The 23,931-nt window shown below is 62.7% G+C and carries 17 protein-coding genes and 1 pseudogene; 8 read left to right on the top strand and 10 right to left on the bottom strand.

Annotated elements, in window-relative coordinates:
- Positions 1 to 257: 257 nt before the first annotated feature.
- Positions 258 to 1,709, bottom strand: a complete 1,452-nt coding sequence (locus HMPREF2537_RS02425) for a hypothetical protein (protein WP_070525231.1) — start codon at positions 1,707 to 1,709, stop codon at positions 258 to 260.
- Between the two features lie 126 nt (positions 1,710 to 1,835).
- Positions 1,836 to 3,392 (bottom strand): catalase, encoded by a 1,557-nt coding sequence (locus HMPREF2537_RS02420; RefSeq protein WP_070525230.1) that lies wholly within the window; start codon positions 3,390 to 3,392, stop codon positions 1,836 to 1,838.
- A gap of 174 nt (positions 3,393 to 3,566) precedes the next feature.
- On the opposite strand from HMPREF2537_RS02420, the gene HMPREF2537_RS02415 reads away from it, so the two are divergent.
- A complete protein-coding gene (locus HMPREF2537_RS02415) occupies positions 3,567 to 4,115 on the top strand; it encodes an RNA polymerase sigma factor (protein ID WP_070525228.1) in 549 nt (182 codons plus the stop codon).
- Between the two features lie 278 nt (positions 4,116 to 4,393).
- On the top strand, positions 4,394 to 5,716 hold the full coding sequence (locus HMPREF2537_RS02410) for a YkvI family membrane protein (protein ID WP_070525226.1): 1,323 nt from the start codon (positions 4,394 to 4,396) through the stop codon (positions 5,714 to 5,716).
- 79 nt (positions 5,717 to 5,795) lie between these two features.
- Here HMPREF2537_RS02410 and HMPREF2537_RS02405 read toward each other — a convergent pair whose 3' ends face one another.
- Both HMPREF2537_RS02405 and HMPREF2537_RS02400 read right to left on the bottom strand, forming a co-directional pair.
- Complete coding sequence (locus tag HMPREF2537_RS02405) at positions 5,796 to 6,833, bottom strand: aspartate-semialdehyde dehydrogenase (RefSeq protein ID WP_070525224.1); 1,038 nt, start codon at positions 6,831 to 6,833, stop codon at positions 5,796 to 5,798.
- A gap of 19 nt (positions 6,834 to 6,852) precedes the next feature.
- Complete coding sequence (locus HMPREF2537_RS02400; protein ID WP_070525222.1) at positions 6,853 to 8,118, bottom strand: aspartate kinase; 1,266 nt, start codon at positions 8,116 to 8,118, stop codon at positions 6,853 to 6,855.
- A 146-nt stretch (positions 8,119 to 8,264) separates the two neighbouring features.
- On the opposite strand from HMPREF2537_RS02400, the gene HMPREF2537_RS02395 reads away from it, so the two are divergent.
- Positions 8,265 to 9,137, top strand: coding sequence for a DMT family transporter (locus tag HMPREF2537_RS02395; RefSeq protein WP_070525220.1), 873 nt, complete (start codon positions 8,265 to 8,267; stop codon positions 9,135 to 9,137).
- Here HMPREF2537_RS02395 and HMPREF2537_RS02390 read toward each other — a convergent pair.
- A complete protein-coding gene (locus tag HMPREF2537_RS02390; protein WP_070525279.1) occupies positions 9,134 to 10,336 on the bottom strand; it encodes a mannosyltransferase family protein in 1,203 nt (400 codons plus the stop codon). The two genes, HMPREF2537_RS02395 and HMPREF2537_RS02390, sit on opposite strands and share 4 nt — an antisense overlap.
- Before the next feature lie 227 nt (positions 10,337 to 10,563).
- Here HMPREF2537_RS02390 and leuA point away from each other — a divergent pair, with 227 nt between their 5' ends.
- The 5 genes and pseudogenes from leuA to HMPREF2537_RS02365 all read left to right on the top strand — a co-directional run bounded on the left by leuA (position 10,564) and on the right by HMPREF2537_RS02365 (position 18,191).
- Positions 10,564 to 12,378 (top strand): 2-isopropylmalate synthase, encoded by a 1,815-nt coding sequence (gene leuA / locus HMPREF2537_RS02385; protein ID WP_070525218.1) that lies wholly within the window; start codon positions 10,564 to 10,566, stop codon positions 12,376 to 12,378.
- Between the two features lie 311 nt (positions 12,379 to 12,689).
- The gene (locus HMPREF2537_RS02380) at positions 12,690 to 14,450 is read left to right on the top strand and encodes a hypothetical protein (RefSeq protein WP_070525216.1); all 1,761 of its coding nucleotides are present in this window, start codon (positions 12,690 to 12,692) and stop codon (positions 14,448 to 14,450) included.
- 104 nt (positions 14,451 to 14,554) lie between these two features.
- Positions 14,555 to 15,760: pseudogene (locus HMPREF2537_RS02375) on the top strand (DNA polymerase III subunit epsilon); the annotation flags it as partial.
- Positions 15,761 to 16,129: 369 nt separating this feature from the next.
- The gene (locus HMPREF2537_RS02370) at positions 16,130 to 17,419 is read left to right on the top strand and encodes a Mur ligase family protein (protein ID WP_070525213.1); all 1,290 of its coding nucleotides are present in this window, start codon (positions 16,130 to 16,132) and stop codon (positions 17,417 to 17,419) included.
- Entirely contained in the window at positions 17,412 to 18,191 is a 780-nt protein-coding gene (locus HMPREF2537_RS02365) for a type 1 glutamine amidotransferase (protein ID WP_070525211.1), read from the top strand. Before HMPREF2537_RS02370 ends, HMPREF2537_RS02365 begins: the two co-directional genes overlap by 8 nt.
- Before the next feature lie 23 nt (positions 18,192 to 18,214).
- On the opposite strand, the gene recR is transcribed toward HMPREF2537_RS02365, so the two are convergent.
- From recR to HMPREF2537_RS02340, 5 genes are all read right to left on the bottom strand, one after another.
- Positions 18,215 to 18,871 carry a recombination mediator RecR gene (gene recR, locus HMPREF2537_RS02360; RefSeq protein ID WP_070525209.1) on the bottom strand — a complete coding sequence of 219 codons (657 nt, stop codon included), beginning with the start codon at positions 18,869 to 18,871 and terminating at the stop codon, positions 18,215 to 18,217.
- Positions 18,872 to 18,986: 115 nt separating this feature from the next.
- A complete protein-coding gene (locus tag HMPREF2537_RS02355; protein WP_010190004.1) occupies positions 18,987 to 19,367 on the bottom strand; it encodes a YbaB/EbfC family nucleoid-associated protein in 381 nt (126 codons plus the stop codon).
- 57 nt (positions 19,368 to 19,424) lie between these two features.
- Positions 19,425 to 22,037, bottom strand: coding sequence for a DNA polymerase III subunit gamma and tau (locus tag HMPREF2537_RS02350; protein WP_070525207.1), 2,613 nt, complete (start codon positions 22,035 to 22,037; stop codon positions 19,425 to 19,427).
- A 32-nt stretch (positions 22,038 to 22,069) separates the two neighbouring features.
- Positions 22,070 to 22,546, bottom strand: a complete 477-nt coding sequence (locus HMPREF2537_RS02345) for a suppressor of fused domain protein (protein ID WP_083298950.1) — start codon at positions 22,544 to 22,546, stop codon at positions 22,070 to 22,072.
- A gap of 85 nt (positions 22,547 to 22,631) precedes the next feature.
- On the bottom strand, positions 22,632 to 23,903 hold the full coding sequence (locus tag HMPREF2537_RS02340; protein ID WP_070525206.1) for an aspartate aminotransferase type Ic: 1,272 nt from the start codon (positions 23,901 to 23,903) through the stop codon (positions 22,632 to 22,634).
- Between the last annotated feature and the right edge of the window lie 28 nt (positions 23,904 to 23,931).

The raw sequence follows: 23,931 nt of genomic DNA, 5'->3' as shown, positions 1-23,931 counted from the left end.
TTCTCCAATTCCTGAGCGGTCAGTGCGGCCGATTTTACCCCCGCAATTGGAAACGACGCGGCGCCCCTACAGCAGCCGCGTCGCCCCTATTCCCTATCACTCACAACGGATTGGAGAAACCGTTTGCCTACCCCCTAAGTAGGCTTTGTGAGCGCCTCTTACTCTAGCACTCTTTTCATTCACAGCGGTAGCAAAATCTGGAAAAGCGAGTAACGTATCTTGACACTTATGCGATAGCCCGGCCGCAGGGCCGTGAGCTAGGCTTTTTCTTTGTCTGCTCGCCCAGCAGGTGCCCCCACGAGCACGAAGGCCGCCACCGCGATTACCCCCAAAATGGCCAGGGCCATCCACAGCTGTGGGGACTGCCCACCATTGCCCGCCACGGTGATGGCGGAGGTGGCCCACTGCATGGGGAAAAGGTGCACGAACGCGCTCATCGCGGCGTTGAGATCGGTGCCGGTGGACGCCGCCTTCCAGGCCCATCCCACGACGCCGACCTGTGCCACGGCGAGTACGCTACCCAGGAACCAGCCGCCTGCACCAAGCCAGCGCACGAGCGCATAGACCATGCTTGCCGACGCCACCCCGGCCCCCGCCGCCGCGAGCCCCGCCCAGGCCACTGCGGCCGCGGTCACGCCGGTAGCCAGGAGCGCAACGAGCAGGCCCACCACGACGCCAATGAGCACCGCGCCGCCAAGCAGCACGAGGATGCGGCGCTCCATGCGCGTGAGCAGAGCACCGATAACGCCCCCGCCCAGAACCGCGATAGCAGCGAGGAGCATAGCAACGATGGGGCTGAGCAGCTGAGCGGGTTCACTTTCGCCCTCGGCGGGCCCGGCGACAGTCGGCATCGCACGCTGCGCGCCCTGCACCTTGGTCTGGTTCTGCTTGGCCATGCCGTCGACCTTCTCTGCTCCTTCCACAAGCTTGTCCACGCCCTTCAAGGCCTCATCGACCTTGGCGTTGAGCTCACCAATACCTGCGTTGAGCTGCTTTGCGCCCTCCGTGGCTTGGTAGACACCATCGTGATAGGCATAGCCGTTCACGGCCAGCTGGTTGGAGAGTTCACGCGATCCATCCTTGAGCTGCGTCAATTGGTCCTGAACGGATTGGTCGAACTGAAAATTCTCCACCTGGCCGCGCAGATCACCGAGCTGCGAGCGGATATTCTTCGCCTCCGCTGAGTTGTTGCCTTCAAGGTCCTTGAGGGTCCCGTCGATTGCCTGCAGGATCTGTCCGCGAATCACCCCGAGACCGATGACTTGGTCGACGGCTCCACCGACGCCATCAGCCAGCTCGGTAGCACCGTTGCCCAGCTGGGCGGTGCCGGACTGTAGCTGCACGAGCCCGTCATAAAGCTCTTGCGAGCCGCCTGCCAGCTTGTCTACTCCGCCGCCGAGCTCACCGGCGCCATCCTGCAGCTCGCCGGTGCCGTCGGCAAGCTGCTGCGTGCCATTAGCCAGGAAGCCGGCCTGGGCGTTGGCTTCGGAGAGGGCACGGGCGACGTCGTAAAGCTCAGCCGGATCAATGGTGCCATCGCTGGGCGCGCCCGCCTGTTCCTGGGACCAGGTCTCGGCTGGTTGCCATTCGGATACGGCAGCAACGGCCGCGCCGATGATGAGCGGCAGGATGAGCACGAGGGTGAGGATGAGAGCGCGGGCGCCAATTTTCCGGTTGGCATCTGCAGGGCTGGCTAGGCGTGAGGTCATGTAAAAGAAACTATCGTTCACGCTGCACAAAAGCGGTCAGGCGCGCGGAAAAGCCCCGCCAGGAATGAACCTGGCGGGGCTGATTAGCTCACCGATGCGACGGGATTAACACTCCTGTGTTAATCCCTACTTCTTTTCAGCAAAGAGCTCGCGCACGCGCTTGCCCAGCTGCGGGGAGACAGCGTCCCAGTAAGCGTAGACACGCTCCTCGGTCTCCGGGGACACACCGGCCATAGCGTTGGTGATGTTGTCCGCCAGGCGTTCCTTAGCGCCGTCGTCATAGACGTTCTCGTACAGGTCGGTGGCCTGTACGGTGTCGTTGTCCTCGGCGTGGCGGACGTAGGGCGCGCGAACCAGGTCGATGCCTGCCGGATCCGGGTTGACGTAGAGATCCGGAGCGGTGGTGGTCTCCTGCTCCTTGAAGCGCAGGTTCTCATCGCCGTCCATGTAGCCGCCGCCCTTGGCGTGGCGGTTCGGCGAGTAGACCGGATCCTCCGGGGCGTTGAACAGGTACTGCATCGGGCCCTCGTGCTCATAGGTGTTGACCTGGTTGAGCGGCTGGTTCACCGGCAGCTGCTTGTAGTTCGGCCCGATGCGGTAGCGCTGCTGGTCAGCGTACGCAAAGACGCGTGCCTGCAGCATCTTGTCCGGGGACAGGCCAATGCCCGGGACGATGTTGGACGGATCCAGGGCAACCTGCTCAATCTGCGCGAAGAAGTTGCGCGGGTTGCGGTTGAGTACGAAGTATCCGACATCCACCAGCGGGTAATCCTTCTTGGACCAGGTCTTGGTCAGGTCGAAGGGGTTGAAGCGGTACTCTTCAGCCTCCGCCACCGGCATGATCTGAACCTTGACGTCCCAGACCGGGAAATTGCCTTCCTCGATGGCGTTGTAGAGGTCCTCGCGGTGGTAGTCAGCATTCTTGCCGGCCATCTCCGTAGCTTCAGCGTCGGTGAAGTTCTCCACGCCCTGGCGGGTCTTGAAGTGGTACTTCACCCAGAAGGCATCGCCGGACTCGTTGACCCACTGGAAGGTGTGGGAGCCGTAGCCGTTCTGGTGGCGGGTGGTCTTCGGGGTACCGCGGTCACCCATGAGGTAGGTCACCTGGTGGGTGGTCTCCGGGTTGCGGGTCCAGAAATCCCACTGCATGTCAGCATCGCGCAGGCCGTTGGCGCCCAGACGCTTCTGGGAGTGGATGAAGTCTGGGAACTTAATGCCATCACGCAGGAAGAAGACCGGGGTGTTATTACCCACGATGTCGTAGTTGCCATCCTCGGTGTAGAAGCGCAGCGCGAAGCCGTGGACGTCACGCCAGGTATCCGGGGAGCCCTGCTCACCGGCAACGGTGGAGAAGCGACCCATCATCGGGGTCACGGTGCCCTTCTGGAAGAGCTTTGCCTTGGTGTAGGCGGAGACGTCCTCGGTAACGTGCAGCTCACCAAAGGCGCCGTGGCCCTTAGCGTGCGGGGTACGCTCCGGCACACGCTCACGGTTGAAGTGCGCCAGCTTCTCAATCAGGTGGATGTCATTGAGCACTACCGGGCCGTTCTGGCCAGCGGTGATGCTGGTGTTTTCAGTAGCAACCGGCTGACCGGAAGGGCGGGTAGTGTTCGGGCCGCCCGGGGCGCGCTGCCCCTTATCTAGAACCTTGTCTGCCGCGGACTCATTCGAAGCGTTAGTCATGGGGTTAATGCCTCCTAAATCGGTTGATAATTTGCTTTACATTATCAATCACGGACCTTTCATAGTCTAGCCATAAAAAATGACCTACGCAACAGTTTCTGGGGTTGCCAGAGCTCACGGACTTGAGCCCCTAGTGCCCAAGCCCCTCATCCCCCGACTGGTAAGTTATGGGAGGTGAAACGACACTCCGAGCGCGACGATGCGCGCGTCACCGACCTCGCCCTCAAGGCAGGCCGTGGCGATCGCGCAGCCCTCACGGAGTTCATCAAGTCCACCCAAGATGACGTCTGGCGCCTGCTTGCACACCTTGGGGGCCCAGACATCGCGGACGATCTCACCCAAGAGACCTACCTGCGCGTCATCGGCGCACTCCCCCGCTTCGCCGCCCGCTCCTCAGCGCGCACATGGCTGCTTTCGCTTGCCCGCCGCGTATGGGTAGACAACATCCGCCACGACATGGCCCGCCCACGCAAGTCCAGCACCGAATACGAGGACGCCGCCGCCCTTGCCGCGACCCCCGAAAACTCCGGCACGTGGAGCGAGTGGATCGACGCCCGCGCACTTATCGACGCCCTCCCGGACGACCGCCGCGAAGCCCTCATCCTGACCCAGGTGTTGGGCTACACCTACGAGGAGGCCGCGAAGATCGCCGGGGTTCGCGTGGGCACTATTCGCTCCCGCGTTGCCCGCGCCCGCAAGGACCTCATCGACCAACGCGGCTAATCGTTATCGAGCCGTTACAAATGGGCATGGTCGGCCACAGAACCTGCACCTACATGCGCCAAACGGCAAATTCTCACACCCTCGCCACTGCCGCTCCTTAAAGAAACCGCGGTCTCAGCTGGAAAATACCTATCGAACACACCTAATCTTTTTCGAGGCACACGTGATAAATCGATAGTCGAACCGGGCCCGCGAGGCTTTCCCAATTGCCCGCACCACACCTTGGGTTGTGATGGCATTCCCCCGGCGCGTGTGAGATTGAGAGACCTCTTTACTTTATGTGGAAACGCGCAGTGGCCATTTCCATGGCCTTCATTGGTGTCGTCGTCGGCGCCGGTTTTGCCTCCGGCCAGGAAGCACTCCAGTACTTCGTGGCTTTCGGAAACATGGGCCTGTGGGGCGTGCTTCTCGCCTCCGCCCTCATGATTATTACTGGTGTGGCCATTTTGCAGCTTGGCTCCTACTTCCAGGCCGACGAGCACACGGCAGTCTATGACAACATCAGCGGGCCCATCGTCTCCCGAATCTTGGACTGGGGAACGTTGGCCACTCTGTTCTCCATCGGCTTCGTCATGTTCGCCGGTGGTGGCTCCACTATTAGCCAGCAGTTCGAGGGCGTGCCCATCTGGGTCGGCGGCGCCATCATGCTCGTGCTCGTCCTGCTGGTGGGCCTCCTCGATGTGGATAAGGTCAGTAACGTCATCGGCGCGATTACGCCGTTCATCATTATCTTCGTGGTTCTGGCCACCGGCTACACCATCATCGTGACCGACGTGGATTGGTCCAGCGCCAATGACTTTGCTGTCAGCAACGTCGAAAGCCCCCTCAGCAACTGGTGGCTGGCCGCGTTGAACTACACCGGCCTCAACGTCATGTGCGCGGTCTCAATGTCTATCGTCATCGGCGGCAACATCCTAGATAACCGCGCTGTAGGCATCGGCGGCCTCATCGGTGGCTTCTTCTACCTGCTTCTGCTCGCTCTCCTCGTGGTTTCCCTCTACATGGTGGCGCCGGAAGTCTATAAGCAGGACCTGCCGGTGCTGACGCTGATCAACCACGTGAACCCGGTCCTGGGTTACTTCATGACCTTCATCATCTACGGCATGGTCTTCAACACCGCCATCGGCATGTTCTACGCCATGGGCAAGCGCCTGACCCGTAAGAAGCCGAAGCTCTTCTACCCCGTCTACGCGGGTGCTTGCGTTGTGGGCTTCATCCTCTCCTTCATTGGCTTCAAGCAGCTGGTTTCCAGCGTCTACCCGATTCTGGGCTGGATTGGCCTGCTCATGATCGCCGTCATGGTCATCAGCTGGATCACTCAGCGCGACAAGATCACCTCCGAGTCTGACCGCCGCGTGCGCGCCCGTACCTTGGTCAAGCGCCGCCTGGACCCGCGCGAGCACTTCACCAAGAAGAACGAGCGCGAGCTGCGCAAGCTGGCAGCGGCCTCCAACATGGAAACTGAAGAATTCGTCTCTGCCGTGGCCGAGGAAATCCATGAGGAGCTCGAGGCTGACGATGAGATTGAATACGACCGCGAAGACCCAGACCCCTCCGTGACCTTTGTGGAACACACCAAGCCCGAGGTCCCGAAGGACTAGCGTTTCCTGCTTAGAAAAGAGAAGAAAAGTCCGCCACCAGAGTGATATCTGGGGCGGACTTTTCTTGTTATTGCGGCGCTTAAACCAGGAGCTCCGCAATCTGAATGGTGTTGAGCGCAGCACCCTTGCGCAAGTTATCGCCGGAGACCACGAAGACGAGCCCCTTGTTGTCCTCGACCGTCTGGTCTTGGCGGATGCGACCCACCAAGGAGAGGTCGATGCCAGCTGCCGCCAGCGGAGTCGGCACATCGACAACCTTGACGCCCGGCGCGGCCGAGAGCACCTCGCGGGCCTGCTCCGGGGTAATCGGCTTCTCGAACTCCGCGTGCACCACCATGGTGTGGCCGGTGAATACCGGGATGCGCACGCACGTGCCGGATACCTTCAGCTCCGGGATACCCAGGATCTTGCGGGACTCGTTGCGCAGCTTCTGCTCCTCGTCCGTCTCCTCGGTTCCGTCATCGACGAGGTTGCCGGCCATCGGCAGCGCGTTATACGCAATCGGGGCGACGTAGGGGCCCAGGTCCTCCTCGGAGACCTCGAGTGCCGAGCCGTCGTGCACGAGCTCAACGTTGCGGTCACCGATGGAGGCGACCTGCTTGACCAGGGTCTCCACGCCCGCCAGGCCGGAACCTGAAACAGCCTGGTAGGAGGCGACGCGCATGGTGGTGAGACCGGCGACGTCGTGCAGCGCCTTGGTGACCGGCATGATCGCCATGGTCGTGCAGTTCGGGTTAGCGATGATGCCCTTCGGGGTGTTGCTCTTCTCCTCCGGATTCACCTCCGAGACGATGAGCGGCACGTCCGGGTCCTTGCGCCAGGCAGAGGAGTTATCCACCACGATGGCACCGGCTTCAGCGAAGAGCGGGGCGTATTCCTTCGAAGTGCCACCGCCGGCGGAAAACACGGCGACGTCGATTCCAGCGAGGCTTTCGACGGTCTGCTCTGCCAGGTCTTCCACGACAACCTTGTCCTCGCGGAAGATGAGCTCCTGGCCCGCCGAGCGGGCGGAGGCAAAGAATCGAACCGTATCGGCCGGGAAGTTGCGCTCCTCCAAGAGGGTGCGCATCACGCGGCCGACCTGGCCGGTGGCGCCTACAACTGCAACAGTGGTCATGACCTTAACTCCTTAAACTTTAGCGTCCGGTACCAGCATAAACGGTGGCCTCTTCCTCGCCACCCAGCTGGAACTTCTCGTGCAAAGCAATGGCTGCCTTTTCGAGATCAGCCTCGCGGGTCAGCACGGAAATGCGGATCTCGGAGGTGGAGATGAGCTCCATGTTGACCCCAGCATCACGCAATGCTTCCGTGAAGTCAGCGGTGACACCCGGGTGGGACTTCATGCCGGCACCGACGAGGGAGACCTTGCCCACCTGGTCGTCGTAAAGCACGTTGGCCCAGTGCCCCTCCTCCTTGAGCTTGGCCAGGATCTCCATTGCCTTCGGGCCATCCGAGCGCGGGCAAGTGAAGGTGATGTCGGTGGTACCGGATTCCAGGGAAGAAACGTTTTGCAGGACCATGTCAATGTTGATCTCAGCATCCGCGATGGCGCGGAAGACCTTGGCTGCCTCGCCGGGGCGGTCCGGGATGCCCAGAACGGTGACCTTGGCCTCGGAACGGTCGGTAGCGATACCGGTTAGTACTGCTTCTTCCACGGGGATATCCTCCATTGATCCGGCAATCAGCGTGCCGGGGTCGGTTGAATAAGACGAGCGAACTCGAAGGGGAACGTTGAACGCGCGAGCGTATTCGACGCTGCGCAGGACCAGAATCTTGGAGCCGACGGCAGCCAACTCCAGCATCTCCTCGAAGGAGAGTTGCTCGAGCTTCTGGGCGTTATGGACAATGCGGGGGTCGGCGGTGTAGACGCCGTCGACATCGGAATAAATCTCACACACGTCGGCCTTGAGCGCTGCCGCCAGCGCCACCGCGGTGGTATCTGAACCGCCGCGGCCGAGGGTGGTGACGTCACGCGATTCCTTGTTGACACCCTGGAAACCCGCGACGATGCAGATCTTGCCTTCTTCCAGTGCTTCGGTAAGGCGGCCCGGGGTGACGTCAACAATGCGGGCGTTTCCGTGGCGCTCGGTGGTGAGCACGCCGGCCTGGGAGCCGGTGAAGGATTGCGCCTGCGCGCCCAAGGACTCCACCGCCATGGCAACGAGCGCATTGGAGATGCGCTCGCCAGCGGTCAGCAGCATGTCCATCTCGCGCTGCGGCGGGACGGGGTTGACCTGGGCGGCGAGGTCTAGGAGCTCATCGGTGGTATCCCCCATGGCGGAGCACACGACAACCACGTCGTTGCCCTGTTTCTTCGTCGCCACAATACGCTCCGCCACCGCGCGAATGCGCTCTGCGCTTTCGAGGGAGGATCCCCCGTATTTCTGTACGACTAGGGCCACTGATGGTCCCACCTTTCCTGTTTGTGAGGGCCAATATCTGTTCACTACCCAATACCTATAGACCGGCAGTCAACTCCTTTAGCCTACCGCCCTTTCGCTACCATCGAAACACGTACTGGGTATTAATTCCAGGTAGGGTAGAAACGATGCTTTCAAACCTGGTTGCCGTTGCTTTCGCACTGGCCTCGGCACTAGTCGTGGCCTGGGGCACTGTCATACGCCACCGAATCGTGTTGGACGCCAGCTCCAGGAACGTCATGCGCACAGCAATTCGCACGCCTCTGTGGTGGATTGGCACCGGCGGCGCCGTCGTTGCCTATGCCTTGCAGCTCATCGCACTCCACTTCGGCACATTGCTCATTGTGCAGCCCATCCTCGTCCTGTCCTTGATGTTCACGCTGCCGCTCGCCGCGTGGTATTCCCGCCGGCCGATGCCGGCGCGGGAGGTCTTCTGGTGCCTGGCACTGACCATCGCGGTGGGCATCATGGTGGTCTACGGGCGCCCCACCGCAGGCTTGACGACGCCCACCTGGTCCCAGTGGTGGCCCGCCTTCGCCCTCGGCGCACTGACACTCACCGCACTCTTTGTGGCGGCCTATAACCGGCCGGAGGAAGCCGCACTCGCGCTCGGCAGCGCGTGCGGCATCCTCTACGGCTACGTGGCACTCGTGGCCAAGGCGGTGGTGGACGTCCTCTCACACCAGGGCATTGCGCCCTTGCTGGCTAGCTGGGAGCTCTATGCGCTCATCGGACTGGCCGCTGCCGGCACGGTCATCCAACAGTATTCCTTCCACGCCGGCGCTTTGGCGCACTCCCTTCCCGCCATGACCATCATGGAGCCCATCGTGGCTTTCGGCTTGGGCTACTGGGTCCTGGGTGAAAAATTTCAGGTCGAGAGCGTTGCGGGGTGGTGCGTGATGGGCGCATCACTCATCATCATGATCGCGGCGACGATTGTCTTGTCGCGCGTTCCGGTCAACCCGGGAAGCACTCGGCGCGCGGAGCAAAGCCCGCGCTAAATCGCCCACTCAAAGACCACCAGCATGTAAGCGGAGAACCACGCTGACCACAGAACCCACGCTCCGCAGGCAGCCCACAGCACGCGCGGGCGCCACGCCGCGGCGGCGCACACAACCCACGGCAGCACCAGAATGATCGCGGGCAGGAGGAGACGCGGACGCGAGTGCATGATGCCGTCGGAAAGCAGCACATTCACGCACAGCGCGGCACTAAACCACCAGGCCACCGGGGCAACCCTCCCCCATGCTGCCACCAGCAGCACAGGAACCCCCAGGATCACCAGGGTGGTGAGCAGGTAGCCCACGTCGTTGTTCTCAGTCAGGGTTTCCCACACGAACTGCACGGTTGCCGCACCGCCATCAAAGGTGGAATTCCAGTGCTCAGTTTGAATCCCGAAATAGCCGCCAGCCTCCGCCAGATAGCGCTGCGTCCACAGTAGATATGCCGGCAACGGGAGCGCCGCCACAACCAGGCTGAGCCACGCTTGCCAAGAGCGCCGCCCATATATGAGAACCCACAGGGCAAAGACAGCGAGAAAATCCACGGAGGTCAACCGGACGAAGGATAAGGCGAAGCCGAATGCCGCTGCACGCCACCAGGCGCGATCATCCAGCGCTACAAGCCCCCACACCACCAGCGCCCCGAAGAGGGCCTCGGTGTAGGGCATGGAGAACACGATCGACATCGGGGCGCTGCTCACCACGATGGCGGCCGCGCATTGGCCCCGGCGCCCCGCCCCCAAGCGCTGCGCCAAGACCATGACCCCTGCGGCCATCACCGCGGTAAGGAGAGTGTTGATGATGAGTGCAGCTAGCTCCAGGCTAAGCCCGGTCCACCCCAGCACCCGCAACAGCATGGGAAAACCCGGAAAGAAGGCCATGGTGATCTCATGGACCGGGCCATCCGTGCGGATGTCTGCGTCAAAATAGCCCGAGCGTGCAATTTCCAGGTAGTACTTGGCATCCCAGGCGGTGAGCCGACCCCACAATTCCTGTTCATTAACCGCGGCAATGACGCTGAGAACAGCGATACGCACCGCGGTGCCAACAACCGCGACCAGCACGGCAACTGGCAGGAGCGCCAGCCTCCCCAGCGCACCTGCGGAGGAGGTAGAGGCTGATGAGGCACCTTCTACTGCGGTATCCGCCCCAGGTTCCGGCGTCGTCTTCGTGGAATTCTCTTCATGCACGCCAAGCATCTTATCCGCACCCCACCACGTCCCAATATGTGAAATCAGTTGCCGCACAATGAGAAGCGTTGTATTGTGGCTCACATGACTTTGCGGCACACTCTTCTCCTTAGTAGCCGCGGCGGGATTTAGGTTTGTAGCTTTACGGCCAGCGCCCCGTCGCGGAGCGTGGTGATGCCAACACACACCGCAGCTGGCCGTTCCCCAAGCCTCATACAAGGAAGAGAACAAACACCATGTCCCCGAACGATTCTTTCATTTCCGCACCCCGCGAAATCACCACTCCGGCTGGCCCACGCAACGACAACCAACCTGCCTGGAACAAGCAGCGCAGTTCCTCAATGCCGGTTCACCGCTACCAGAGCTTCGCCGAAGAGGTCGAGCCAGTTAGCCTGCCTGACCGCACGTGGCCGGATAAAAAGATCACCGTGGCCCCGCAGTGGTGCGCGGTGGACCTGCGCGACGGCAATCAGGCCCTCATCGATCCGATGAGCCCCGAGCGCAAGCACCGCATGTTCGACCTGCTGGTCAAGATGGGCTACAAGGAAATTGAGGTGGGCTTCCCTTCCGCCTCTCAGACGGACTTCGACTTCGTTCGCGAAATTATCGAGGGCAACAAGATTCCGGAAGACGTCACCATTCAGGTCCTGGTGCAGGCCCGCGAGCACCTGATTCGCCGCACTTTTGAGGCTTGCCAGGGTGCGAAGAACGTCATCGTGCACTTCTACAACTCCACCTCGAAGCTGCAACGCCGCGTGGTCTTCCGCAAGGACCGCCCAGCCATTAAGAAGCTGGCGACGGACGCCGCGGAGCTCATCAAGAGCATTGCCAAGGATTACCCGGACACCAACTGGCGCTGGGAGTACTCGCCAGAGTCCTTCACAGGAACCGAGCTGGACTTTGCTGTTGAGGTCTGCGATGCCGTCGTAGACATCATGGAGGCAACTCCGGAAAACCCCATGATCATCAACCTGCCCTCCACCGTCGAGATGATCAGTCCGAACGTCTACGCCGACCAGATCGAGTGGATGCACCGCAACTTTGCTCGGCGTGATTCCATCATCATGTCCCTGCACCCGCACAATGACCGCGGCGAGGGAATCGCCGCCGCTGAGCTGGGCTACATGGCCGGCGCGGACCGCATTGAGGGCTGCCTGTTCGGCAACGGTGAGCGCACCGGCAACGTGGATATCGTCACCCTGGGCCTGAACATGCTCACCCAAGGAGTGGATCCGCAGATCGACTTCTCCGATCTGCCCAAGATCCGTGAGACGGTGGAGTACTGCAACCAGCTGCGCGTTCCGGAGCGACACCCCTACGGCGGTGAGCTGGTGTTTACAGCCTTTTCCGGCTCGCACCAAGATGCCATCAACAAGGGCCTGGATGCCCTGGCGCAGGAGGTGCGCCCGGGCGCGAACAACACCGAGGTCTCCTGGGAAGAGCTGCAGGAAACCACGTGGGAGGTTCCCTACCTGCCCATCGATCCGAAGGATGTCGGCCGCGATTACCAAGCTGTCATTCGCGTCAACTCGCAGTCCGGCAAGGGCGGCGTAGCTTACATCATGAAGACCGATCACGGCATCAACATGCCGCGCGCCATGCAGGCAGAGTTCTCCTCTGTTGTACAGGCAGTGACCGACGCCGAGGGCGGCGAGGTCAACTCCAAGAACATGTGGGATATCTTCGCCAACGAATTTTTGGAGCGCACCGCCCCGCTGGAGCTGGTGACTTTCCAGGTAGACAACTCCACCACGGAAGAAGAGGACGCCAAGGTCACCGCGACCATCGTCTTCAACGGCGAGAAGCGCGTTATCTCCGGTATCGGCAACGGCCCCATCGCCGCGTACGCCAATGCCCTGGAGGATGTCGGAATCGACTTCGAGGTCATCGACTACTCCCAGCAGTCCCGCACCGCCGGTGACGATGCGGAGGCGGCCTGCTACATCGCTGCCGAAGTCAACGGCGCCCAGGTGTGGGGTGCCGGCATCGCCGGCTCCACGACCCGCGCCTCCATCAACGCGATTACGTCTGCGGTCAACCGCGCTGACTAGCGCCGACTAACTGCGCCGCCAGACGCGAGGGAGAGGCTCAAACCAAGCACTCGGCCCCTCCCTCGCACTCCCGTGTACAGAATTCCGGCACAATCTTTGCGCCAATGTTGCGTCATGTAACATCGCGCTGTATATGCGCTGTTGTAGGCCGCCCTCGGCGGGTTATATACTGGATACAGACAACACAGAAACAATTTTTTTAAACACCTAGTGCGGACTAAAGGATTAAAGCCCGCACGACGACATTCCCTGCTGCGCACGGTTTCACACCGCGCGCATTTGTCGCGGTGCGACCAACGAAGGCGAATTATATGACGGTCACTAACTACGTGGTCCCCCACAGTGGTTTTGGTGAGCCTCGGCGCCTTACGGTTGACGCCGTCACCCCAGAGATGTTCCTGCAACTACTCTCCTTGGCAGAGGCCAACCATCTCCCCGTGACCTTGTGTGGGCACTCCCGCTCCGGTTTCCGCGTCCGCCATAACGAAGACATCGTCGGTGTCATTCCCGCCTCCCAATCCACCGATTACGCGGAATTGGACTCGATCATCGGCGCGGGATTAACGCCGCAGGCCACCGCAGAAATTGTTCTCCGCGAAGATGCAGCGGAGGAAACCATCCCGGCGTTTGAAGTTCTCCTCCCCGAACCAGGCCTGTGCGTCCCCCACAACATTCCTCCGGCTGGCCGTTGGGGCATGCTCAACGGTGACCGCGCTCTGCGCATCACTGACTTTTCGGCAACCCCGCGCTCCCTGCCGAAGCACCCCTCCCAGCTCCTCGTACGTTTGTCGAATACCCGGTATTTCTTCCGCCGCACTATCGAGATTCACCTGGATGACGAACTCGTCGCCACCATTCCACGTGATCAAGCGTCGCAGTTGAGCGATACCATCACGGGATTCAAGCACGAGGGCCTCATCGCAATCGCCCGCGCCTACTTCACCCCAGACACCGAAGTCCCCACGCTGACTGTCTACACCGAAGATGGAACCCCGGACACTAATTTTGCGATGCGTACCGCGGGTGTCATCGCCGCTGCAGCGGGAGCGGCTGCCGCGACGGCCGCAAGTACTGACAGGGCGCACGCCGCGATCGCACCTTTCGGCAGCTCTCAAACAGCAGGTGCGGCACAGACCGCCGGCTCCACTGCCGCGAAAGGCGCACAGGCCCTGTCCTTGAATTCCGTCGGGGCTGCTGCGACGGCCGGAACGCAGGTCGCGGTAGCTAGCACCGGACTCAAACTGGCCGGCGCTGCAGGCATCGCAGTGCTCATCGGTGGAACAGCAAACTTCGTCTCCTCGGTGCACGCGCTCCATCCCGATCACGATCACATCACCGACTCGGTTTTGGAGGGGTACACCACGTCGCTGCTGGCCCCCAGCCCGGCTAATGATGAAGAAATTGACAGCGAACCTTCCGCTTGGGCAGATGAGCAAACCGAAGGCACCGTCGCAGACACCCACCACCCCCAGGACCAGAACGTCGCGGCTGAGCCAACGGAACTGTCTGAGCCCATAGAACCAGTGGAGCCGACTGCACTGGCTGAACCGTCTGAACTGACAGAACAGCCCGCGCCAACTGAACTAGCAGAGCCCACTCAACATGCAGAGCTGGCTGCGCCTGCGGAAGTAGCTCCTTCCGCTCGCAACAGACACGAAGTGCTCGCAACTCCGGAAGCAGAGAAGGAACCCGAAGAGCCGGGGGAGATCACTCCTTCCACGCACACGAGCGAACCTAGCTCCACGCCGACGCAGAAGGCTACGCCAACTTCGGCGGCTCCGGACACCACTCCGACGACTACCCCACGTACGTCTGAACCAGCTCCGTCGACTACGGCTGCGCCGGTAACTTCCGAGCCGAGCGATTCCCTCACGTCAGAGCCGACCACTGAGTCCAGCGAAACGCCCACGTCGGAGCCAACCACCGAGCCCACGCCTGAGCCAAGCGAGACCCCTACGCCTGAGCCAGAGCGCACTCCTGAACCGAGCCGCACACCGGACCCGACCCCAGAGCCAAAGCCTGAACCAACGCCTGACCGCGACGGCTGGGTCATCATCATCGAATTCGGTTAGTCGCCTCAGCGCGCAGCGCCACCCCTACTTCCATTTAGGTGGTTAGAGCCGCTTCACGTGTGCCCTTTCCAGCTTCCTCGCAGTTGGGTACTAAACTGTGAACAATGACTACGACACCCGGCCCCACCAAGCCTGCAGCGCAGCCTGGCGCAGCAGGGACGCCGGCCGCGGCGTCACCGAACACCAACGCCCCGAAGCCGGGACCACGTCCGCACCAAGCTGCCCACAAGCAGAGCGGGAATGAGCGTCAGGCAGCCCAGCCGAACAAGGACGACAACAAGGACAAAGCCACCGCCCGAGAGGAAGCCCTCGCAGCTTTCCCCTTCGTAGCGCTGACCATCCAAACCACCGGCATCCACCCCTCCACCGGCAGGCTGCTCACCGTTGATGCGCTCACCCTCAACGCCAACGGCGATATCGGCCAAGAGTTTCACGCCGTCATCAATCCGGGCGAGGACCCAGGCCCCAGGCACCTGCACGGTCTGAGCACTGAGGAAGTCCAAGCCGGGCAGTCCTTTTCCATGCTCCTCAAGCCACTGGACCGGCTCCTCGATGGCCGCACGCTCATCGTCCATGACGCCCCCTACACCTGGGGTTTCATCGTCTCAGAGGCACGCCGCGCAATGACCGCCGCCGCCCGCCAGAACCGCGCGCGCAATCGCAACCGCGGCAAGGGCCGGCGCCGCCGATTCAAGGTGGGACACGTTCCTACCCCAGTGGCGATCGTGGATACCCTCGCCACGGCTCGTCGCCAAAGCGTATGGGGCACCGATATTCGTCTGGCAGCAGTCGCTCGCGATACGGGCCTTCCCGCGCCTGACCCCACGGCCAGCGTCGAACGTGCGCAGAGGCCGGAGAAGGAGACCTCCCGCGAAGCAACCCGCCTGCTTGTGGATCTTTATCGCACGCAAGCCGCGGGCCCACGCAGCAGTGCGGCACCGGATGACCTGCGAGCGGACCGTTTTGGACTGCAGCGCTCCCACGTCCGCGTCGACGCTGCTGAGGCTCCCCGCCAGCATCACAACCCCGGCGCGTATGTGCCTGGCAAGGAGCTCATCCGTGGCATGGAGATCGTCGTGGCTCCGGAAATCACCGAGGACCCCGATACCATCATCGCCGCGCTGGCCCGGGAGGAGCTCAACTACTCGGAGAAGCTCACCCGAGAAACCTCCCTGGTGGTCTGCAACATCACCACCAACCTCGTGGGCAAGCCCATGCACGCTCACCGCAAGGACATCCCCCTGATGTCCGATGTTGCCTTCCTCGCCGCTCTCGAGCGCATCGAGGAGCCCACGGAACCAGCGGAAGAATCCGGTTCCACATCAACGGGTAACTCGGGCGGACGTCACAGCAGCGGACAATCCAACCGCAATCGTTCCACGAGCAAGAACCGCCGCCGCTCGCGTCGCAAGTCCTCCGGCACTCAGCACTCCCCCAAGCAGGGACACGCGCAGAAGAAGCACCAGGGCTCCTCATCCGACGGATCTGCGAGTGACAAGCCCGCCCAGTCGGACTCCGACTCGAACAACCGGAACAGGGGCGGCAATAAAGGTCGCCGCCGTCGCCGGCGCGGCGGACGTGGCCGCCGCGGTAGTGGCAACCACCAGAAGCAGCAAAACTCGGGACACAACCGCTCACACAACACCGATAGCTAAGCTCCCCCGACTACTCTGGGGAACATGAATTTTAACTTCCGAAGCGCGTTTTCTTCCGCGCGCACTGCGGTCGCTACCACCGCTGCGGCGCTGGCCACCACCGCCTCGCGCGCCACGGGCCGCGGCGCGGGCGGCATGATTGGCGGGCTCATCGCCAACGCCATCGACCCCACCATCATGCAGAACCTGGCCAAGCAGCGCCCAGCCATCCTGGTGACCGGAACCAACGGTAAGTCCACCACCACGCGCATGCTCGCCGCCGCTGTGCGCGCCGAGCACACCGTGGCTACCAACGATGGCGGCGACAACATGGATGCGGGAATCATCTCCGCCCTCTTGGCCGGCAAAGATGCGAGCCATCTAGTCCTTGAGGTGGACGAGCTCCACGTTCCCCACGTCGCGGATAATCTCAGCCCCACCGCGCTGGTGCTGCTGAACCTTTCCCGCGACCAGCTGGACCGCGTGGGTGAGATCAACAAGATTGAACGCGCCCTGCGCGGCGCCGTCGAGGCCCACCCGGACATGCTCGTCATCGCCAACTGTGATGACGTCCTCATGACCTCCGTGGCCTATGACGCAAAGAATGTCATTTGGGTTTCCGCGGGTGCCGGCTGGATGGGTGAATCAGTCACCTGTCCACGCACTGGGGGCCACATCGTACGTGACGGTGAGGACTGGCGCGCGGTCAAGCCGCTTGCCGACGGCCGCGAGTTCCGCCGCCCCACCCCCACCTGGGCGGTGACGGAGGAAGGCATTGTGAGCCCGGGGGGCGTCGACAAGCTCAAGCTTGCTCTGCCGGGCCGGGCCAACCGCGGTAACGCCGCCCAGGCCGTCGCCGCTGCCGTGGAGGCCTTCGGCGTGGACCGCCACAAGGCTATCGCCGCTGCCGAAAGCGTCAACGACGTAGCCGGACGCTACTCCACCATCACGCTGGGCAAACGCGAAATCCGCCTGCTCTTGGCTAAGAATCCGGCCGGCTGGCAGGAGGCGCTGTCCATGGTGGACCGTGACGCCGATGGCCTGGTCATCGCCACTAACGGCCACGTGGCCGACGGTATTGATATGTCCTGGCTCTGGGACGTGCGCTTCGAGGATTTCGAAGGCATTCCTGTCAAGGCAGCCGGCGAGCGCGGCACGGATCTAGCCGTGCGTTTGGTCTACGCGGATATCTCGCACGAGCTCATTGCGGACCCGCTCACCGCTATTCAATCTTGTCCGGAAGGCCGCATCGAGGTTTTGGCCAACTACACCGCCTTCCGCGATCTGAAGAAGGCACTTACCGCCGCAGCAGCAAAGGAGCACTCGAATGACTAGCCTGCAGATTGGCCTCATCCTCCCGGACATCCTGGGCACCTACGGCGATGACGGCAACGCCTTAGTCCTGCGCCAGCGCGCCCGCATGCGCGGCCACGAGGCGGAGATTGTCCCCATCAAGCTGGGCGAGCCGGTGCCGGATTCCCTCGACGTTTACACCCTGGGCGGCGGCGAGGACACCGCGCAGATTCTCGCCGCGGAACACCTCATCGCTGACGGTGGCCTCACCCGTGCGGCGACCGCTAAGCGCCCGATTCTGGCGATTTGCGCAGGCCTGCAGGTGCTCGGCGAATCCTTCCGTGCGTCCGGTCGCGTTGTGGATGGCGTGGGGCTTATCGACGCCACCACTGCCTCCATGACCGAGCGCGCCATCGGCGAGGTAGCCACCGAACCGACCAAGGCCGGCATCACTGCTGAGCTCACCGAGCCACTCACCGGTTTTGAAAACCACATGGGTGCCACCATCCTGGGGCCCGCCGCCCAGCCGCTGGGAACGCTGACGCGCGGAACCGGCAATGCGGATACCGCCGCCATCCTGGATCTCTCTGACAAGGCTGTTCAGCGCGGAGCCGAGGGTGCGGTGCAGGGCAGCGTCATCGCCACCTACATGCACGGTCCGGTCCTGGCACGCAACCCGCAACTGGCTGACCTGCTGCTGGCCAAGGCCATGGGGGTAGCGCTCAGCGAACTCGAGCCCTTGGATATCCCGGCTATTGACCAGCTGCGTACCGAGCGTTTTAACGCCTCGGAGCCGCCGCGCTCGCAACGCTAGCGGCGCTCGGAGGCACCGCGCCGCTAGACCGTCAGGCGGCCGCTCAAGGCACGCGAGAGCGTCAGCTCATCGACGAACTCAAGGTCGCCTCCCAGCGGCATGCCGGAGGCCAACCGGGTGATCTTTAGCCCTGGGAAGTCTCGTAGCAGGCGCACGAGGTAGGCCGCGGTGGCCTCGCCCTCCGTGTTGGGATCGGTAGCGAGAATGACCTCGGTGATGTCCGGGGAGTCGTCGTAAAGCGGCTCCTCCGGGGTGGAATCCGCGAGCTCTCGGTCCGGCAGTACGCCGCCGAGGCGCTGCAGAAGTTGTGAGATGTTCAGGTCCTTCGGGCCTACGTTTGCCAGCGGGTCCAGTGCGCCGCCCAGCACGTGGTAGCGGCCGTCATATTCGCCGGTGCGCTCGATGACCTGGATGTCCTTGGGCTCTTCTACCACGCAGATGGTAGAGGCATCGCGCTGCGAGTTCACACAAATGCGGCAGACTTCCTCGCGGGAAATATTGCAACAGATGCGGCAGAAAGTCACGCCATCACGCACTGCCCCCAGCGCCTTCTGGAGGCGATCAATCTCCTCCGGATCCTGATGCAACACGTGGAAGGCGATGCGTTGCGCTGACTTCGGGCCAATACCCGGCAGGCGCGAGAACTCATCGATGAGATCCTGCAGAGGTCCTTCAAACACGCAATGCTCCCCTCACTCAACAAACACCCAGACCTCGACGGCCGGGAGACACAACAAAAGGCCGCGCCGCCCTCCACGAAGAGGGCAACAACGGCCTTTAAGTCTAACGCGCGGCTTACTGGTTACCGCCGAAGACATCCTGGATGGACGGACCATCATAGTTCTGCTGGGACTGGCCCATGCCCTGGGACAGCGGGCCAATCTTCTCCTGCGCCAGGCGGCCAGCAGCAGCGTGAGCCTCCTTGAAGGCGCCGACGATGAGGTCCTGGAGGGTATCGATATCCTCCGGGTCGACGACGGACTTATCAATGGAAACGCTCTGCAGCTCAGCGCCACCGGTCATGGTGACCTTCACCAGGCCATTGCCAGCGCTACCCTCAACGGTGGCGGCCAAGATTTCCTTCTGAGCCTTCTCCAGCTCAGCCTGGACGCGGGCGGCCTGCGCCAGGATCTCGTTCATGTCATTTGCCTGCTGCATCGGGTCGTTCTCAGTCATGCTAAAAATCCTTTCACACGGTTATTTTCACTACGCGCCAAGTGTACAGATGCCACGCTAGAGCCGCCGCGCTCCCAACTCCTGTGCGAGGAGCTCCATGGCGACTTCCGTGGCGTTGCGGTGGTCCATCTCGCCGGCGTTCTGCGCAGCCTCCATCATCTCGCGTTCCTCGTCCGCGCGGGTGTACTCCGGCTGCGGTGCGGGCGCTTGCTGGGGTGCGGGTTGCTGCGGCATTCCAGGCGCCTGGCCTGCGCTTTCCGACGCCCCATTCGCCCCCGCCGGCGGACCGTACTCCTCCGGTGGTGCTTCGAACTCGCCCTCGTCTGGACCCGGCTCTGGTGGCAGCGGAACGCCGTTGCCAAACTTGGGAACTTTGGAAAACTCTTCGTCCCGCTGGGCCGCTACTTGGCTCGCTTGCGCGATGCGTGATCGCCATTGGCTACCACGAGCCTCCCTCTTTGGGGGCACTGCTGCCCCGCTCGGGGCAGCGTCCGGTCGCTGCGGTTTAGCCGGCGGTCGCGGTTCTGCCGGCGGCAGCGACTCAGCTGCCTCACGCGGCTGCTCCGTCGTCGTTTCAGACGACGGCCCTTGCTGCCCGATACGACGCGGCGCGCCCCACGGGTCATCGCTAGCGTTGCCGCGTTCCTTCGCCTCGGGCTCGCTGGTCTTGTCTGCTCTTTCAGATTCTGTAGCGTCCGCGGAAGCTGGCGCAGTGTCGGAAGAGTGCGAATCAGTAGCGTTGCCCGGAGTCTCCAGACTCTCTGCCTCCTCGTCGGGCTCGGCGGCCTCACGTGACGGTTGGTTGGGATTCCACTGGGTACGCTGAACTGGCTCAGCCACCGTGAAACCGTGGGCCTTCGGGTCGGTGCCGATGACACACGTGACCTTCAGGTTGCGGTTGAGCTCCTCCTGAAGGACGGTCACGATGACCTCGTTGGTGCCTGGCGAGTTAATGCGTTCCGCCAGCGCGCCGGTGGTGTGACCAAGGACAAGGGTGTCATCACGCACGCCGAGGACACGGGCTTCGGCGAGCATGATTTCAGCGACCTTGTTGCGGCGACCAATCGTGGCGCGCAGATCCGACCACCGTCCGCGAATCTCCGCGGCTGGGTCCTGGGGCTGCTCAGGCTCAGGGTGCTGCTCTTGCGGCTGTCCTTGAGTCTGTTCTTGTTGTTCCGGCTGCTCCGCTTGCTGCGGCTGTTCGTGCTGCTCCTGTTGCTGGTGCTCCGGCTGCCGCTCCGGCTGCGGCTCAGGCTGCGCCTCCGGCTGTGCAGGACGCTCTGGCGCCTGGGGTTGTGAAGCCTCGGGGGCTGGGGGCTGCTGCGCCTGCTGGGCTGCTTCTTGAGCCCTTTCGGCCTGCTGTGGTTGCTGTTGCTGAGCCTCCTGCTTTGCTGCCTGGCGGCTGCGGCGCTGCGCGATGATAGCCGCGGCGGCGGCAGCGGGATCCTGCGCGCTGGCGACTGCAGATTGCTGGCGCTGCGCAGGCGCGGAACCCTGCCCCGCGGGGGCGGAAGGCTGCGCGCCCCCACCTTGCGGCACGGCAGTGGGTGCCTGACCGGCAGCTGCCGCCGCGGGGGCGGCACCAACAATCAAGTGGGCACAGAGGATTTCTAGAAGTAGGCGCGGGGACGTCGCGCCCCGCAGGGAGGACACGCGCTCGTTGACGGTTTCCGCCAGGTAGGCCAGCTGCGGGCCAGAGAAGCGCTGTGCCTGGGCAGTCAGTACTTCCCCGCGGTCAGTCGGTGCCGAGACCAAGCCTTCCTCCAGTGCGGAGGGCACAGCTTGCAGGATCATCAAATCCCGCAAACGATCCAAGAGGTCAATGGCGAAGCGACGGGGATCGTGGCCGGCTTCAATGACATCGTCGACAAGCCGGAAAAGCCCCGCTTTATCCTGGCTAGCCAAGGCCTCCACCGTGTTATCCAGCAAGCCCACGTCCGTGACACCCAGAAGCGGACGGGCCACGTCGTAGGTCAGCCCATCGGGGCCCGCGCCCGCCAACAGCTGGTCCAGGATGGACAAGGTATCGCGCGGCGAACCACCGCCAGCCTGGATGACCATGGGGTACACGGTGTCATCCACGTGGACGTTCTCCGAAGCCACGGTGCGCTCCAGCAGCCCCTTCATCGCCGGCGGGGTTAGCAGGCGGAAGGGATAGTGGTGGGTACGCGAGCGGATGGTGCCGATGATCTTCTCCGGCTCCGTCGTGGCAAAGATAAAGATGACGTGCTCCGGTGGCTCCTCCACCACCTTGAGCAAAGCATTGGCACCGGAGGCGGAAATCATGTGGGCCTCATCGATGATGAAGATGCGGTAGCGCGACTCCGCTGGCGCGTAGTAGGCGCGGTCACGCAGCTCACGCATGTCCTCGACACCGTTGTGAGAAGCGGCGTCAAGCTCCGTGACATCGAGGTTGCCTGGGCCGCCTGGGGCCAGCGAGACGCAGGAATCGCACACGCCACACGGCGTGGAGGTGGGGCCCTGTTCGCAGTTCAGCGAGCGGGCCATGATGCGCGCGGATGACGTCTTTCCGCAGCCACGCGGGCCGGAAAAGAGGTACGCATGGTTAATGCGCCCCGCATCAAGGGCGGCGGACAAAGGCGTGGTGACCTGCTCTTGGCCTACCACTTCCGCGAACGTTGCTGGACGATATTTCCGGTAAAGAGCCACGGTTAGTCAGTCTAGCGTCTCGCCCCGACACGTCACTCCGAGCGCTGCCAATCCAGCAGATCGATACCTTGCTCCGCCACCGCCTGCTGCAGCGCCGGCACGCCTTCCTCGACGGCGTAGGCGTACTCGGCGTCGCTCAGCATCAGCAATTGGCAGACCAGCGTCAGGCGGCCCTCCTCCGCCACTTGTGGGGTCTGGCCGCCCCACAGGTACGGAGCAATGAGCATGCCATGGCGCACGCTGAAGCGAGCGAAGCGCTTGTCATCCTCCGCAAAAAGCTTGGGCAAGAGCAAGCCCGGCTGCGCGGGCAGCAAGCCTGCGGCTTGTTTAAGCAATGCCGCTGCCGCGCTCACCGCAGCGGCAACCTCCGGTTGGCCGGTGCGTGCAACGGTGAGCAGTTCGCAGCGCACGTCGATCCCCTGCTCAGCGTGCGCCAAGCCGGTATCCACATCAGCGAAGCCACACGTGACCGCGAGGGACTGCTCGCCCTCCAGCGAGGCTAAGCCCAAACGCTGCCCTTCAACATTCTTAAACTCGAGGTCAGCGGGAATAATCTGGTCGAGCCAGTAGGCCGTCTCGTCAGAGTTGATTGCCCTATGCCCCCAGCTTCTCCAGTGCGGCGAGCAGCACACAGGTGGCCACGCCGTCCATGGCTGCCTCAACTTCCTCCTGCGGCGGCAGGGACGGGGCCAAGCGAATGTTGTGGTCCTTCTCATCCTTGCCATAGGGGAAGGCCGAGCCGGCCTTGGTCAGGAGAATGCCGGCGTCACGGGCCAGCTCCCACACGCGGGTGGCGGTGCCGTCCATCACGTTGAGGGAGATGAAGTAGCCGCCCTCCGGGTGGGTCCAATCAGCGATCTCATGATGGGTGAGGTTCTTATCCAGGATGCGCAGGACTGCCTCAAACTTCGGCGCCAGCAGCGCAGCGTGGCGGCGCATAACCGCGCGCACGCCCTCGGCGGAACCGAAGAACTCGTAGTGTGCCAGCTGGTTAATCTTGTTCGGGCCAATGCCGCGGATACCGGCGTGCTCCAGGTACCACTCGAGGTTGTCCTCGGAGGAGCCGAAGAAGCTCACGCCGGAGCCGGCGAAGGTGATCTTCGACGAAGAAGACATGGCCCAGAAGCGGTCCGGGTTGCCTTCTTCCGCAGCGATATCCAGGATCGGCAGAATCTCCGGGAAGTCCTCAGTCAGCGTGTGCACGGCATAAGCGTTATCCCACACGATGCGGAAGTCCGGCGCACCAGTCTCCATTGCGGCAAGGCGGCGGGTCTTCTCTTCAGAGATGACAGCGCCCGAAGGGTTGGAGAACATCGGCACAACCCACATGCCCTTGACCTGCGGGTCCTTGGCCAGCTCCTCTACCGCCTCGATGTCTGGGCCGTCTTCTTCCATCGGTACTGAAATCAGCTCGAAGCCGAAGGATTCCGTGATGGCGAAGTGGCGGTCATATCCCGGGGTGGGGCAGATCCACTTGATGGTATCTTCCTTGGACCACGGCTGCTCAGAGCTGTTAGTACCGAAGGTGTAGGCCCACAGGACGAGGTCATGCATGATGTTCAGGGAGGAAGAGTCCGCCGCGATGAGGAGCTCCGGGTCCATGTTGGTGAGCTTGCCCCACAGCTCGCGCAGCTCCTTGATGCCCTTCTGGTTACCGTAGTTACGCAGGTCATTGCCTGCGGCATCGGTGTAGTGGCCGCGGCCCGGCAGGACGAGCAGATCATTGGACAGATCAAGCTGGGCCTTGGACGGCTTACCGCGGGTCAAGTCAAGATCCAAACCCTCAGCCTTGAGGGCCTCGTAGTCCTTGCGCACCTGCGCGGCAAGCTCAGCAAGCTCGGACTTTTCAAGATTAAGAAGAGACATCCGTCTTCCTTCCGGGACGTAGTGCGGA

Source organism: Corynebacterium sp. HMSC074E01 (genome assembly GCF_001808885.1).
Classification (GTDB): domain Bacteria; phylum Actinomycetota; class Actinomycetes; order Mycobacteriales; family Mycobacteriaceae; genus Corynebacterium.
This window is presented reverse-complemented; position numbering and strand designations above follow the sequence as displayed.

Coding starts and splice junctions, on each gene's coding strand:
- HMPREF2537_RS02425 (WP_070525231.1), bottom strand. CDS start 1,709: ATGACCTCACGCCTAGCCAGCCCTGCAGATGCCAACCGGAAAATTGGC.
- HMPREF2537_RS02420 (WP_070525230.1), bottom strand. CDS start 3,392: ATGACTAACGCTTCGAATGAGTCCGCGGCAGACAAGGTTCTAGATAAG.
- HMPREF2537_RS02410 (WP_070525226.1), top strand. CDS start 4,394: ATGTGGAAACGCGCAGTGGCCATTTCCATGGCCTTCATTGGTGTCGTC.
- HMPREF2537_RS02405 (WP_070525224.1), bottom strand. CDS start 6,833: ATGACCACTGTTGCAGTTGTAGGCGCCACCGGCCAGGTCGGCCGCGTG.
- HMPREF2537_RS02395 (WP_070525220.1), top strand. CDS start 8,265: ATGCTTTCAAACCTGGTTGCCGTTGCTTTCGCACTGGCCTCGGCACTA.
- HMPREF2537_RS02390 (WP_070525279.1), bottom strand. CDS start 10,336: ATGCTTGGCGTGCATGAAGAGAATTCCACGAAGACGACGCCGGAACCT.
- leuA (WP_070525218.1), top strand. CDS start 10,564: ATGTCCCCGAACGATTCTTTCATTTCCGCACCCCGCGAAATCACCACT.
- HMPREF2537_RS02380 (WP_070525216.1), top strand. CDS start 12,690: ATGACGGTCACTAACTACGTGGTCCCCCACAGTGGTTTTGGTGAGCCT.
- HMPREF2537_RS02370 (WP_070525213.1), top strand. CDS start 16,130: ATGAATTTTAACTTCCGAAGCGCGTTTTCTTCCGCGCGCACTGCGGTC.
- HMPREF2537_RS02365 (WP_070525211.1), top strand. CDS start 17,412: ATGACTAGCCTGCAGATTGGCCTCATCCTCCCGGACATCCTGGGCACC.
- HMPREF2537_RS02355 (WP_010190004.1), bottom strand. CDS start 19,367: ATGACTGAGAACGACCCGATGCAGCAGGCAAATGACATGAACGAGATC.
- HMPREF2537_RS02340 (WP_070525206.1), bottom strand. CDS start 23,903: ATGTCTCTTCTTAATCTTGAAAAGTCCGAGCTTGCTGAGCTTGCCGCG.